The sequence below is a fragment of the Marinobacter sp. KM021 genome, assembly GCF_050707965.1.
Lineage (GTDB): Bacteria > Pseudomonadota > Gammaproteobacteria > Pseudomonadales > Oleiphilaceae > Marinobacter > Marinobacter shengliensis.
This window is the reverse complement of record NZ_CP136129.1, coordinates 4,206,283-4,219,156: the sequence shown is the minus strand read 5'-3', so window position 1 is coordinate 4,219,156 and position 12,874 is coordinate 4,206,283. Positions and strand designations below refer to the sequence as shown.

The window sequence follows — 12,874 nt, the reverse complement described above, 5'->3', positions numbered from 1 at the left end:
CTACTCGGTCGTCAATTTCAATTTATGGACTGACCGCTCACCAAGGACTTCAGTTCAATATCCGGATCCTTCAACATTTCAGGATTGACCTGCCTGCGTTGTTGAACGAGGGTCTTGCCGACCATAAAAGCGATGGGCAGGTTGACCGCATCAACAGCAATGACACAGCCATCGCGGAGATAGAACACCGCAAATCCCTTGTCTTCCGGGCTTCCGCGCAGCACACGCTGATCATGATGTTGCGACAACCCCACCATCTGCAGACGCACGTCATATTGGTTCGACCAGAACCATGGAGCGCTGTTATAGGGTTTCTCCTCGCCCATCAGGGTTGCCGCCGCTGTCCGGGCCTGATCAACCGCGTTGGCGACAGATTCAAGGCGCTGCATCTTCTCGAAGAAAAGATTCCGGTGGCGGGTACAGTCGCCGATCGCCAGGATGGCGGGATCTTCTGTGCGGGTAAACTCGTCAACAATAATGCCGTCATCACAGGGCAGGCCGGCGGCCTCAGCCAGGGCGGTTTCCGGCACAACACCCGCTGAAACGAGCACGATGTCGGCCGGTACAGTGCCGCCGCTCGCCAAGGTCACGCCAGCCACATGCCCCTGATCGCCCGCTTCGAAACCGGTTACCGCCGTGTTCAGCCGCAGATCCACGCCGGCGCTGCTGTGTTTGGTGTAAAAAAACTCTGAGATTTCCGGGCCTGTTACACGCTGCATAAGACGCTCGGCCGCTTCCAGTACTGTGACATTAACGCCTTTTTTGGTGGCACTGGCTGCCACCTCAAGTCCAATGTAACCACCACCCACGATGACCAGGCGCTTCCCCGGGAGCAATTCTTCACGCAGGGCATCCGAGTCAGCTATGTCGTGCAGATAATAAATGCCCTCCAGGTCAGCCCCGGGTGCGTTCAGGCTTCGGACGTGGGACCCCGTGGCCAGAACCAGTCGATCGTATTTCAATGTGCTCTGGTCCGACAGGCTGATGGTCCTGTTGTCCCGATCAATCTGTTCGGCACGCACACCAAGCCGCAACTGATGGCCGGCGTTCTCGTACACCGAGCGCGGCTTCAGGTACAGCGACGCCTGATCAACCTCTCCTGCCAGATAGTTCTTGGACAGGGGCGGCCGCTGATAGGGTGGATGTGGTTCTTCGCCCACCAGAATCACTTCCTGTTGATATTTTTTTTGCAGCAGGGTTGTCAGGAGCGCACCCGCTGCGTGCCCGCCGCCAACGATGACTGTCGTCTCTTTCTGTTGGTTTGCCATAGTCTGTCTCTGCCTGTTGTTCTCTGGGATCAGATTGATCAGAAGTCCGGATGCCAGCTGTGCGCCGGGATGCCCCCCGCAGCGCTAGCCGACCGTCTCCCCGGCATCCTCAAGTATCATCGCGGCGCCTTTCTCGCCGATCATGGTTGCCGGCTGATTGGTGTTTCCGCCGACCAGCGTCGGCATGATGGAGGCATCGACCACCCGCAGGCATTGCAGGCCATGCACGCGCAGGCGCGGATCGACCACCGCCATCGGATCAACACCCATCTTGCAGGTGCCAACCGGGTGGTACGCTGATTCACCGCTGCGCCGTACCCATGCGGCGAGATCGTCGTCATTCTGGAGCGCCGGCCCGGGCGAGACCTCAACCTCGTGGTGCGGGGCAAAGGCCGCCTGCGCCAGGATTCTGCGCACCAGATGTACCCCGCGTACCAGTCGCTCGACATCGGCGGACTCGGCCATGTAGTTGGGGTCGATCAGCGGCGCCGCAAACGGGTCGGCACTGTGCAGACCGACGCGCCCGCGCGACGATGGCCTGAGCCCGTAGATCATCACCGCGTAGCCATAACCGCTCATCGCGGTCTTCAGGTCTCGCCCGTGATCGTCGTACAGCATTGGCGCGAAGTGCAGCTGCAGGTCGGGTATCGGCTCCTCGGGCCGGGAGCGGATGAACCCGCCGGCCTCGGCGCCGTTGCTCGACAGCACGCCCCGCCGGCCGCTCAGATACGTCAGAGCGCCCCACAGCCCCTTGAGCCAGTAGCTCGGATGCATCGAGATGCTTTGGCGGCTGCGGGCGCTGACGCGCACGAACACGTCGATATGATCCTGGAGATTCTGCCCGACGCCCTCCAACGCATGGCGCAGTTCTATGCCATGCCGGGACAGTTCCTCCCGCGGACCGACCCCGGACAGCATCAGCAGTTGCGGCGAGTTGAACGCGCCGCCGCAGAGCACAACTTCGCGCCTGGCACGAACCTGCGTCTGCCCCGTTGTATCGCGGTATTCGACACCGGTGGCGCGGGTGCCTTCGAGTAGCACCCGGGTGACATGCGCGCCGCTGCAAACCGTCAGGTTGGAGCGCCCCGCAGCGGGTTCCAGATACGCCCGCGCATTGCTACAGCGTGTGCCGTCTTTCTGGTAGGCGTAGTAGAAGCCCACGCCCTCCTGCTCACTGCCGTTGAAATCTGTATTGAGCCGGTACTTCGCCTGGGTTGCCGCCTCGACAAACGCAATGCTCAGCGGATTGGTATAGCGCCGCTCGGCAACGTTCAGCGGACCACCCTGACCATGAAATTCTGCCTCATTCAGCGTAAGTTTGGGCTCGAAATGTTCCGATCGGCGGAAGTAGGGCAACACCTCGGCGTATGACCACCCGTTGCACCCCAGCCGTGCCCACTCGTCGTAGTCCCGGGCATGCCCGCGAATATAGACCTGCGCGTTCATGGCGCTGGAACCGCCAAGCATCTTGCCCCGCGGCTGAAAAAGCGCCCGGTCGTGCATGTGACGCTGCGGTTCGGTATTGAACTGCCAGTTGTAGCGGCGGCTGAACATCAGCTGCAGGAAACCCAGCGGCATGTTCACGAAAGGGTTGCGGCGGCTCTCCGGACCGGCTTCAAGCAGCAGCACAGAATGGCGACCGCTCTCCGACAGGCGGCTGGCGACAGCACATCCGGCCGAGCCCGCGCCAACCACGACATAGTCAAATTGTTCGGTCGTCATCCTGGTCAGCCTGTTCATTAACTTTTTGGTGTCAGCTGGACCATCAGCTCCGAATAGCCCCGCACGAAGTTGGACTGCACGCGCTCCGGCTCGCCGACGACTTCGATCTTGTCAAAGCGTTTGAGAATCTCTTCCCATAGGATACGCAGTTGCAATTCCGCCAGACGGTTGCCCATGCAACGGTGAACCCCATAGCCGAACGACATGTGGTTTCGTGCGTCCTTGCGATCAATGATGAACTGATCGGGGTTGTCAAATTTGCGCTCGTCCCGGTTACCCGACGCGTACCACATGACAACTCGATCACCCTTCTTGATGGTCTGGCCGCCCAGTTCGACATCCTGCTTGGCGATTCGGCGCATATAGGCCAGCGGCGTTTGCCAGCGGATGATTTCCGACACCATGTTCGGAATCAACTCCGGTTTTGCCTTCAATTTTTCAAATTCCCTGGGGAATTCGTTCATGGCCACCAGGCCACCACTCATCGAGTTGCGCGTCGTATCGTTGCCGCCGACTATGAGCAGCGTCAAATTACCGATAAACTCCATCGGCCGATTGATCAGGTCTTTCGTTTCTTTGTTGCTCTGCAACAGGCTGATCAAATCGAAACCGGGCTCCTCGCCTGCTGCGCGGCGCGCCTCCTTGTCCCGCCAAAGCCTGGAGAAAGACCGGGCCATGTCTGCCGCGTCGTCAAACATGGCATTTTCATCGGCAAACTCCCCGCCGGTGGCCGATGCTGCACCTGCCATTCTGTCCGACCACTCAACCAGCTTGTGGCGTTCCTCGTAAGGAAAATCCAGAAGCGTCGCCAGCATGCGGCCTGTGAGTTCCTTGGAAACAGCAGGTACCCAGTTAAAGGGTTTGTCTGTAGGCAGGCTGTCAAGCACATCGCCGGTGCGTGATCGGATCAGCCCCTCCATCTCCTTCAGGTTTTTCGGTGCCACTACTCCCTGCACCGAGCTGCGCTGCACATCGTGTTTCGGCGGATCCATCGCTATGAACATTTCCACCGACAGCCCCTCCGGAGGGTCACCGAGAATGATTTGCGGCTCGGCGGAAAACAGGTCGTGACTCTTATCCACGAACAGGATGTCTTCAAACCGAGTTACCGACCAGAAGGGGCCGAAAGGGCTGTTCTTCTGGTAATGGACCGGCGCCTCATCACGCAACCGTTTGAAATAGGCGCGCCACTGACCCTGCCGGTATAAAAACGGATTGCTGACATCGATGTCCTCAAGGGCCAGCGTGTTAACGTCCGGGATGGGTGTTTCAACGAATTCGGGCATCGGTCGGCGTGGGCCGAAGGTCTTCCTCTTGGCGCTCATTAAGAATTTCAGTCCCTGAATTTGCCTCTGCATCGGCACCACCCTGGAGGTGGCGTTAATCAGTCGGGACTGAATGTCGTCAAATGTTCTGGGCAGTGTTGGCATGCGTCCTCCTGTGTTCACATCTGGAACTCGGGTAAATGCACGGTCATGCCGTCCATTTCATCAGTCAGTACCACCTGGCAGCCCAGGCGCGAAGTGCTCGCCCGCTCCGGTGTCATTGACAGCATTTGTTCTTCCTCATTGCCAGGCGTGCCTGTCTTGCTGAACCATTCGTTCGTGACGATAACGTGGCAGGTACCGCAGGCGCACTCCCCCCCACAATCCCCGTCGATACCGGGAATGGCGCTATCAACAGCGATTTGCATTACCGAGGAACCAGCTTTGAATTCTGCGACATGTTCAGTTTGATCATGTTCGATAAACGTAACTTTGCCCAATGTTGTTCTCCTACCAGCATTGATGATTGACAGATATTGCCTGTCTGCCAGCATATTTTTCAGGTCATTTCTTGACAAGCAGGGGTCATTTGAAGACAAAATGGCGAAACTTTAGGAAGGGGGGTATCAATGATGGCGGCGCGGAAGAAAATGGAGGAGTTGCAAAGTCCCGGTCCGGATATTCCATCGAATTACTCACGGCTAGTTGCACGTGAGCTGAATCTGACAGCCAGACAACTTCCGCGTCTGCTGCGGGGCACTGGACTTGGGGTGACGCAATTTTTGAGCGAGGACGGACTGCTTACTGTGGCTCAGCAGATACAGATCCTGCGTAATGCAATGGATCTGTCCGGCCAGCCAGAATTTGGGTTAAGGCTGGGTAAACGAATGACTCCGGCAACCCACGGAGCAATGGGGTTCGTGGCTTACAGCAGCCCCGACCTCCTCACTGCTCTACACGCGATTCGGACATTCCTGCCCACGCGCGCGAGCTTCATCCAGTTGCACTTGCAGCAAGTCGGTGAGCGTTTGGAATGTATTCTGCAGTACCTGGGGCCATTAGACGATGACATACAGCGTTGCCTGTCGGATGCGATGGTCAAGGCACTTTTCGAATTCGGCGAGTTCATGGTTGGCCGCCCTTTGCGCGAGGCTGAAGTATGCTTTGCCCATCCGAAACCCGAGTATCACGCAACGTATTCGGACTTTTTGTCCGGGCAGATTCACTTTGATTGCAGCCAATTAAAACTCAGCTTGCCGATGGCCTTGTGTCGGGAACCAAACGCCTCTGCCAATCATGAAAACTATCATCTGGCCATGCGACAGTGTGAAGCCATGCTTGCGCAACTTCAGTCCGATAAGCCAAGCTACCAGACCCGGCTGAAGAAGATGATGTTGTCCCGGCCGCCGGGAACGCTCAGTGAAGAGGAAGCGGCTGCTTCTCTGTTCATCAGCAAACGCACCCTGGCGCGTAAACTCAACCATGAAGGCAGCAGTTTTCGAAAAATCCGTGACGAGATTCTGTCTCAGCAGGCAGCGCTATACCTGCGTGACAGCGAACTGTCAATCGAGGCCATTGCCGCGTTGATGAATTATCACGACAGTGCCAATTTCAGACGCGCCTTCAAACGCTGGTTTGGCCAGCCACCTGAGCAATTCAGGCTAAACGTCAGATCACACACCATCTATACACGTGATTAACAAACATAAACCGGCGCTAATTACGCTTGGGGAGCCAGTGCCTATGTTCGTACACTTTTCCTGATTACACCATCCATGATGACGTTCCAGACAAAATCACCAATGCCGTCGAGTGTATAGACACCTTTCGGATCAAACCAGGTTGCGACCCAGTTGAGCGCCCCGAGGCCGATTAGGCGAAGCAGGCGAGCATTGACATCCTTCCGAATCACGCCTTGCTCAATCATCGTTTCGATGATCTCGGCCCAAAGGGATTCATACTGGTCACGCAAAGCGATGATGTCCCCGCGGGCCTCCGCGCTCAGTGAACGCCACTCAAACAAAAGTACGTAAACCGTATCCGAATCAACCAGCAGGGCGTGCAAATGTGCGTTGATACAAAGACGCAATCGTTCCACGGGATCGTCCGAGCTGGCGTACGCGGTTTCAACCTCTGTTGTAACCAGGTCTACTCCCCGACGCATCAGCTCAACGAGCAGCGCTTCCTTGCTGCTGTAACGATAATACAGACTTCCGGGCAGCATATTGCAGGCTTCGGCAATCTCCTTTAGAGACGTCCTTTCAAAACCTTTCTCTCGAAAGAGCCGGGCGGCGTTAGACAAAACGTTACCCTGATCGCCTAATTTGCTTGCAGGGGTAATCTGTCTGTCAACCATGGCTTAACCATCTCCTGAGCAATCCCGTTTATTAATCATCAGAGCAGCCATCATTCGATTCGTTTCACTGATCGCACGCCATTACACCGGTGCCGTGCCATTTGGATTAACAAAGTGTTGACTTTTGGTTGGTTGACCAACCAAACTTTGGAAACAATGCTACTCACAAGAGAACGCCATGGCAATGACCTATGACAATCCACTGGTCCTCTACACTTCCGCCCCTGCGCGAAATGCATGTCAGACTGGGCGGATCTGATGAACGATCTGAACAAACTTCAGCACAGTGACGCTGTGACGACGGCGTGGCAGTTCACCGAACAGGTTCCTCACGGCAGGGATCTGGGCATGCAAGTTGTCTCGGTAGACCAGGGCCAGGTCTGTATGCGGCTAACCCCGCAGTCATGGATGTTCGCCCATAAGGATACAAAAGAAATCTGCACCAGCGTACTTTACTCGCTGGCAGACTCCGCCGGAGGCTTGGCGGTATTCGCGGGTGCCCTGGAGTTGATGCCCATTGCCACTCTGGATCTGCGCATGGATTATTTGCGGCCTGCCATCGGCGACCGGGCCCTGTCAGCGGTGGCCACCTGTCGTCATTTATCGGACGATGTCGCGTTTATTCATTGTGACATCCTTAGCGAGGGAAATCGCGAGTTACTAGCGACGGCAAACGCCACCTTCATGCGTAACACCCAGGGACAGCAATTGCATGCAGGTGGACCAGGAAAGGAGAGCGCATGAGCACGACTGGCGATTCGGCCCCACAAATCTCAGGCACTGCGGAAAGTGCGAAAGAATGTGCTGACTGGCAGGCTCTTCTGGAGCGCATTCCCTATGCACAGCACCTCGGGCTTGAGGTTCAGCGCGGTGATGTAGGCGTATTGGTTCATTTGCCGTGTCGTGAAGCGCTGATTGGCAACTTCATGCTACCAGCCCTCCATGGCGGCGTGCTTGGAGCCCTGATCGAACTCACCGCGCGGGTGGCTGCGCAAAGCCAGGATGCAGAGACACGTTGCCCGCGCATTCTCGACAGCCACATCAATTACCTCCGCTCCGCGAAGGCCCGATCGACGTTCGCCAGGGCCGACATTATTCGGCAAGGCAGGCGCACCAGCCTGGTCCAGGTGACCTGCTGGCAAGGCGATGATAAAAAACCGATCGCCACTGGTCAGGTTCAGTTATTGCTCCCGACAATGGCCGCCCAACAAGAAGACCGTCATGGACATTAAGCACAACACACCTGAACGCGACGAATTCCGGGCGACGGATGGCGCCGATATCGCACTGTGGCGCTGGCCGCAATCCAAAGCGCGACCCACACTGCACTGGGCCCATGCCACGGGTTTCCATGGCCGCCTGTACCATCCACTGCTTGACGAGCTCGCCACGGACGTCAATGTCCTGGCCTGGGACATGCGAGGACACGGGGCCAGCGTTGGTGCAGCCAACCTGTCGACATTCCGGGGCTGGGAAACCTATTATCGCGACCTGATCGCTCTGCTGGAATGCCTGGACGAACCGGTCTGGCTTGCCGGCCATTCCATCGGTGCCACCACCAGCATCATGGCCGCTGCCCGGCGGCCTGACAAAGTGCTGGGTCTGATTCTGGCGGAACCGGTGATCATGGATCCGGTGCAGGGCCTGAAGTTGGGGCTGGCCAAGCTGCTGCGTCAGTCACATCGGTTGTCGCTGGCCGCCGGAGCGGCACGTCGGCGCAGGGTATTTGATTCGCACGCTGCTGCGCTGGACAACTATCGTGGCCGCGGTGGCTTCAAGACCTGGCCCGAAGCATGGCTGAACGCCTACGTCCAACACGCCTTCGTGCCGCAGGGTGACCAAGTTCAATTGGCGTGTGCGCCCGAATGGGAGAGCACCACCTTTGCCCATACCGAACACAACCCCTGGCCCGGTATTCGTCAGTTGCGGTGCCCGGTTATAGCACTGGCCGCGGAACGCGGGTCAACCTTCTCACCAAAGGCACAAAAACGCCTGAAGGCCCTGCTGCCTTCGGCTGACGTCAGGGTTCTTGAGGGCACGACCCATTTTCTGCCTATGGAGCAGAAGGACATCGTTCGCGATGCTATCCTGCAACTAGCTTTATCTGGATGCCGCGAGAACTGATATCCACACCTTAATCTTGCCGATCGAGACATCTGCCATGCGCTTTCTGCTGACCCTGTTTATCTCGCTGCTCATTCTGTCAGGTTGTCAGCAGTCCGCGGAAACGCCTCCAGAGGCCCGCCCCCCTGTTCCCTGGGTAAAAACAGTGGAATTGAAGGAGGCAGGTCCAACATCTCAGAGGTTTTCAGGAACCCTGCGAGGCCGCCACGAAGTTCCCCAGGCCTTTCAGATCGCCGGCCGGATTCAACAACGTTTCATCGATCCCGGTCAGCGCGTGGAAAAAGGCGACTTACTGTTCAAACTCGATTCACGAGACCTTATCGCAACCGCGGAGGGGGCCGCCGCAGATCTGAGGCGTGCAGAAGCGGCCCTGGCCATTGCCACTAATGAGCTCCAGCGACAGCAGGAACTGGTAGGACGTCAGTTTGTCAGCGAACAAACCCTGCAACGCCTTGAACTGGCGGAGCGTGAAGCACGCAGCCAGGTGGAAACGGCTTCTGCACGAAATCAGCAGGCTCAGAATGCTCTGGGATATGCGGAACTAAAAGCCGCCAATGCAGGCGTGATCACCGAGGTCATCGTTGAGCCCGGCCAGGTTGTGGGTGTCGGTCAAACCCTTGCCGTTCTGGCTGAAGATCAATCCCTGGAAGTCGAGGTCTTTTTACCTCAGGGCAGCAACCCGCCCCGGCAAGGTTATGTTCCTTTACCCAATGGCGAACAGCTTGCGGTGAATCTGAGAGAGATTGCCGGGGCTGCCGACGCCAGAAGCCGGAGCTGGCGTGCCCGATACAGCCTGGAGGGGCCCTACCCTTCGTCTTTAACGCTTGGTTCAGTGGTGAGTGTCCGGCTGATGCAGAAACAAACCACGGCCAGCCATCGTGTACCGCTGGGTGCCCTTGATGAGAGAGGAGAAACGCCGCAGGTCTGGTTGGTCTCCGACGGCATGGTGACCCCCCTTGCGGTCGAGGTTATCGATTTGGGTGAGGAGTATGCGCAGATCCGGGCCAACATCAACGCGACTACGCCGATCGTCGCATTAGGGACACACCTGCTCACGCCTGGCATGGCGGTGCGGGAGCTGGCTCAATGAGCCTGCCTAATCTTTCCGCACTGGCAGTGCGCGAGCGTTCGGTCACCCTCTTTTTTCTTTTGATGTCCGTTGTTGCGGGCTTCTACGCGTTCTCATCCCTTGGTCGGGCGGAAGACCCTGCGTTCACTGTCCGGGCAATGGTGGTTTCTGTGGTTTGGCCAGGAGCAACCCCTGAGGTGCTACGGAATCAGGTGGTGGACCGCCTGGAAAAACGAATACAGGAAGTGGCGTATTTCGACACTGTTGAAACCACCATTCGGCCCGGACAGGCCACCATGCTTATCCGGTTCCAGGATTATACGCCTAGTGAAAAAATGCCCGATCTCTTCTATCAAGTTCGCAAGCGCATGTCCGATGAAAGCCCCAATCTCCCCCGTGGTGTCATCGGCCCCATCGTTAACGATGATTTCTCAGACGTGTATTTCTCCCTGATGGCCCTCACAGCACCGGGAATGCCAATGCGTGAACTGACCCGCGAGGCAGAAGCGATACGAGATCGCCTGCAACGGCTACCCGGCTTGCAAAAGGCACAGATCCTGGCCGAGCGTCCTGAGCGGGTGTATCTCGAGTTTGATCAGGACCGGCTCAACAATCTCGGCTTGTCGGCAGAAGAAGTGTTGCAGGCGATAGAGGCCAACAATCGCCTTGAGCCTCTGGGCTTTGTTGATCTTGCCGGCCCGCGGGTTTATGTCCGCAGCAACATTGACCTGTCTGACCTTGAGCGCCTCGCCTCAGTACCTCTGCGTATCGGAGACCAAGTTATCACCGTGTCTGATCTGGCCGAGGTGCGTTTGGGCTATGAAGATCCGTTGAACTACATCGTCCGTTCCAGCGGTGAGGATGCGATCCTCCTGGGCGTCGTCATGGAGGCGGGCGAAAATGGCCTGGAGTTTGGTGAACGGCTCAGTAAGTTTGTCAGCACTGAACAGGCCAGGCTGCCCCTGGGGATGTCAATACAGACCCTGACCAACCAGGCTGAGGCCATCACTCAGGCCGTTGATCTTTTTCAGGTCAAGTTTCTGGTGGCATTGGTCGTCGTAATGGGCGTCAGTATTCTGGCGATCGGCCTGCGTGCGGGTTTAGTGGTGGGCATTGCGATTCCCGTTACTCTCGGGCTGACCTTTTTATTGATGAAAATAGCGGGCATTAACCTGGACCGCATCACCCTGGGCGCGTTGATTATCGCACTGGGCCTGTTAGTGGACGATGCGATCATCGCCATTGAAATGATGATTGTGAAGATGGAGAGTGGCTGGGACCGGGTACGGGCAGCCAGTCATGCCTGGAGCGTCACAGCCGCGCCCATGCTGTCTGGAACGCTAGTAACAGTGGCCGGTTTTGTCCCCATCGGCTTTGCTCAGTCGGGTGTCGGGGAATACACCGGTAACATCTTCTGGGTGCTGGCTTTTGCGTTGCTGATTTCCTGGGGGGTGGCGGTCACCTTTACGCCTTATCTGGGCGTCAAGCTATTGCCCGATTACATCGGGCATACTGGCCAGGACCTTTATCAAAGCGCTTTTTATCAGCGGTTGCGTGGGGTGATTGCAGCGTGTGTAAGGTACCGGAAAACCGTCGTTTTTCTCACAGTGGGTTTACTGGCTCTCAGTGCTTTCGGTATGGCAGCCCAGGTACAGAAGCAGTTTTTTCCCAGTTCTGATCGCCCCGAGGTTCTGATCAGTGTCTATGCTCCGCAGGGGAGCGCTATTGCCACCACGGATCAAAGCGTCAGACGCCTCGAAGCGATATTGATGGACATGCCGGAGGTTAAAAGCCTGTCCGCTTACATCGGTGCCGGTGCACCCAGATTCTTCGTATCGGCAAACCCCGAGCAGCCGGACCCGGCGTTTGCCAAGTTGATTGCCATCGGGCAGGACGTTGAAGGGCGCGATCACATCATCTCGACGCTGGAGGCCAAAATCGCGGCGGGTGAGTTTCCTGAGGCGAGAGTGCGTGTAACGCGTTTGCTGTACGGCCCGCCGGTGGCCTGGCCGGTCAGTTTTCGAGTGTTGGGTCCGGAACCCGATCAACTCAGAGAGATCGCGCACCAGATTCGGACTCTCATGACCGGGCATCCGAACATCGTCATGCCGCACCTCGAATGGGATGAGCGTGTGCCCACGCTCTATCTTGAGTTGGACCCGGAAAACCTGGGCTGGATGGGCCTGACCCCGGCAGAGGTTGCACGGCAACTCCAGTTCCAGCTTCGCGGCGTGGCCGTTACCGAGTTACGCCAGGGCATAAGGAGCGTTCAACTGGTGGCGCGTAATGCCCGCGGTGAAATCATGATGCCCGAAGATCTTGAAATCAAAACCCGCGACGGCCGCAAACTCTCCGTAAAACAACTGGGGCAGTGGCAGGTTCGTTATGAGGAACCGGTTATAAAGCGTTACAACCGCGCCCCCTTCCTGGCCGTTCAGGCGGATGTGGAAGGCGCCCAGCCACCGGATGTCACCAAAGAGATCTGGAGTACGATGGCAGGCCTGCGTGAACGGTTACCGGACGGTTATCGTATTGAAATTGGCGGTACGGTGGAGCAATCCGCCAAAGCCAACGCCTCCATTCAGACTTTACAACCGGTGATGTTGGCGTTGATGCTGATTTTCATCATGCTTCAGATGCGTTCATTTATCGGCACCTTGACCGTTCTGGCCACCGCGCCATTGGGACTCATTGGCGCTGTGCTGGCTTTGCTGTTGTTTAATCAACCTTTTGGCTTTACCGCGTTGTTGGGGCTCATTGGCCTGGGCGGTATCCTGATGCGAAACACCATGATTCTGACGCAGCAGGTGCAGGACAACTTCACAACTGGGATGGCTGCTCGGGAAGCCGTGGTCGAGGCAGCCGTCCAACGCGCTCGCCCCGTGGTACTCACTGCCCTGGCGGCCGTTCTGGCGTTTGTACCTCTGACCTTTGACCTGTTCTGGGGGCCGCTCGCTTATGTACTTATAGGGGGCGTAGCAGTCGGCACTCTGATCACCCTACTGTTTGTTCCGGCGCTTTACGCACTCTGGTTTCGGTTAAAGGAAAAGTGAGCCAGGTGTTTGAGCTC

General features: G+C 57.3%; 11 protein-coding genes. 6 read left to right on the top strand and 5 right to left on the bottom strand.

The window, feature by feature from the left end:
* Window positions 1–17: 17 nt before the first annotated feature.
* From RVM24_RS19685 to RVM24_RS19670, 4 genes are all read right to left on the bottom strand, one after another.
* Window positions 18–1,268 (bottom strand): NAD(P)/FAD-dependent oxidoreductase, encoded by a 1,251-nt coding sequence (locus RVM24_RS19685; protein WP_431474630.1) that lies wholly within the window; start codon window positions 1,266–1,268, stop codon window positions 18–20.
* 84 nt (window positions 1,269–1,352) lie between these two features.
* Window positions 1,353–2,990 carry a GMC family oxidoreductase gene (locus RVM24_RS19680; protein WP_023011694.1) on the bottom strand — a complete coding sequence of 546 codons (1,638 nt, stop codon included), beginning with the start codon at window positions 2,988–2,990 and terminating at the stop codon, window positions 1,353–1,355.
* A 17-nt stretch (window positions 2,991–3,007) separates the two neighbouring features.
* Entirely contained in the window at window positions 3,008–4,420 is a 1,413-nt protein-coding gene (locus tag RVM24_RS19675; RefSeq protein ID WP_431474629.1) for a cytochrome P450, read from the bottom strand.
* Between the two features lie 14 nt (window positions 4,421–4,434).
* Window positions 4,435–4,833, bottom strand: coding sequence for a 2Fe-2S iron-sulfur cluster-binding protein (locus tag RVM24_RS19670; RefSeq protein WP_319802629.1), 399 nt, complete (start codon window positions 4,831–4,833; stop codon window positions 4,435–4,437).
* A 51-nt stretch (window positions 4,834–4,884) separates the two neighbouring features.
* Here RVM24_RS19670 and RVM24_RS19665 point away from each other — a divergent pair, with 51 nt between their 5' ends.
* Window positions 4,885–5,955: an AraC family transcriptional regulator gene (locus tag RVM24_RS19665; RefSeq protein ID WP_011784140.1), complete on the top strand. Its 1,071-nt coding sequence runs from the start codon at window positions 4,885–4,887 to the stop codon at window positions 5,953–5,955.
* A 41-nt stretch (window positions 5,956–5,996) separates the two neighbouring features.
* Here the strand turns inward: RVM24_RS19665 and RVM24_RS19660 are convergent, their stop codons facing one another.
* Window positions 5,997–6,611, bottom strand: a complete 615-nt coding sequence (locus RVM24_RS19660; protein WP_011784139.1) for a TetR/AcrR family transcriptional regulator — start codon at window positions 6,609–6,611, stop codon at window positions 5,997–5,999.
* A gap of 258 nt (window positions 6,612–6,869) precedes the next feature.
* Here RVM24_RS19660 and RVM24_RS19655 point away from each other — a divergent pair, with 258 nt between their 5' ends.
* The 5 genes from RVM24_RS19655 to RVM24_RS19635 all read left to right on the top strand — a co-directional run bounded on the left by RVM24_RS19655 (window position 6,870) and on the right by RVM24_RS19635 (window position 12,857).
* Complete coding sequence (locus RVM24_RS19655) at window positions 6,870–7,355, top strand: PaaI family thioesterase (protein ID WP_031209883.1); 486 nt, start codon at window positions 6,870–6,872, stop codon at window positions 7,353–7,355.
* On the top strand, window positions 7,352–7,843 hold the full coding sequence (locus RVM24_RS19650) for a PaaI family thioesterase (RefSeq protein WP_011784137.1): 492 nt from the start codon (window positions 7,352–7,354) through the stop codon (window positions 7,841–7,843). Before RVM24_RS19655 ends, RVM24_RS19650 begins: the two co-directional genes overlap by 4 nt.
* Window positions 7,833–8,735, top strand: coding sequence for an alpha/beta fold hydrolase (locus tag RVM24_RS19645; protein WP_011784136.1), 903 nt, complete (start codon window positions 7,833–7,835; stop codon window positions 8,733–8,735). Before RVM24_RS19650 ends, RVM24_RS19645 begins: the two co-directional genes overlap by 11 nt.
* A 145-nt stretch (window positions 8,736–8,880) precedes the next feature.
* Complete coding sequence (locus RVM24_RS19640; RefSeq protein ID WP_235853763.1) at window positions 8,881–9,825, top strand: efflux RND transporter periplasmic adaptor subunit; 945 nt, start codon at window positions 8,881–8,883, stop codon at window positions 9,823–9,825.
* Window positions 9,822–12,857 carry an efflux RND transporter permease subunit gene (locus RVM24_RS19635; protein ID WP_011784134.1) on the top strand — a complete coding sequence of 1,012 codons (3,036 nt, stop codon included), beginning with the start codon at window positions 9,822–9,824 and terminating at the stop codon, window positions 12,855–12,857. Before RVM24_RS19640 ends, RVM24_RS19635 begins: the two co-directional genes overlap by 4 nt.
* Window positions 12,858–12,874: the final 17 nt, after the last annotated feature.

Excerpts from the sequence above, each read along its gene's own strand:
- RVM24_RS19685 (WP_431474630.1), bottom strand. The coding sequence starts at position 1,268 with ATGGCAAACCAACAGAAAGAGACGACAGTCATCGTTGGCGGCGGGCAC.
- RVM24_RS19680 (WP_023011694.1), bottom strand. The coding sequence starts at position 2,990 with ATGACGACCGAACAATTTGACTATGTCGTGGTTGGCGCGGGCTCGGCC.
- RVM24_RS19675 (WP_431474629.1), bottom strand. The coding sequence starts at position 4,420 with ATGCCAACACTGCCCAGAACATTTGACGACATTCAGTCCCGACTGATT.
- RVM24_RS19665 (WP_011784140.1), top strand. The coding sequence starts at position 4,885 with ATGATGGCGGCGCGGAAGAAAATGGAGGAGTTGCAAAGTCCCGGTCCG.
- RVM24_RS19660 (WP_011784139.1), bottom strand. The coding sequence starts at position 6,611 with ATGGTTGACAGACAGATTACCCCTGCAAGCAAATTAGGCGATCAGGGT.
- RVM24_RS19655 (WP_031209883.1), top strand. The coding sequence starts at position 6,870 with ATGAACGATCTGAACAAACTTCAGCACAGTGACGCTGTGACGACGGCG.
- RVM24_RS19650 (WP_011784137.1), top strand. The coding sequence starts at position 7,352 with ATGAGCACGACTGGCGATTCGGCCCCACAAATCTCAGGCACTGCGGAA.
- RVM24_RS19645 (WP_011784136.1), top strand. The coding sequence starts at position 7,833 with ATGGACATTAAGCACAACACACCTGAACGCGACGAATTCCGGGCGACG.
- RVM24_RS19635 (WP_011784134.1), top strand. The coding sequence starts at position 9,822 with ATGAGCCTGCCTAATCTTTCCGCACTGGCAGTGCGCGAGCGTTCGGTC.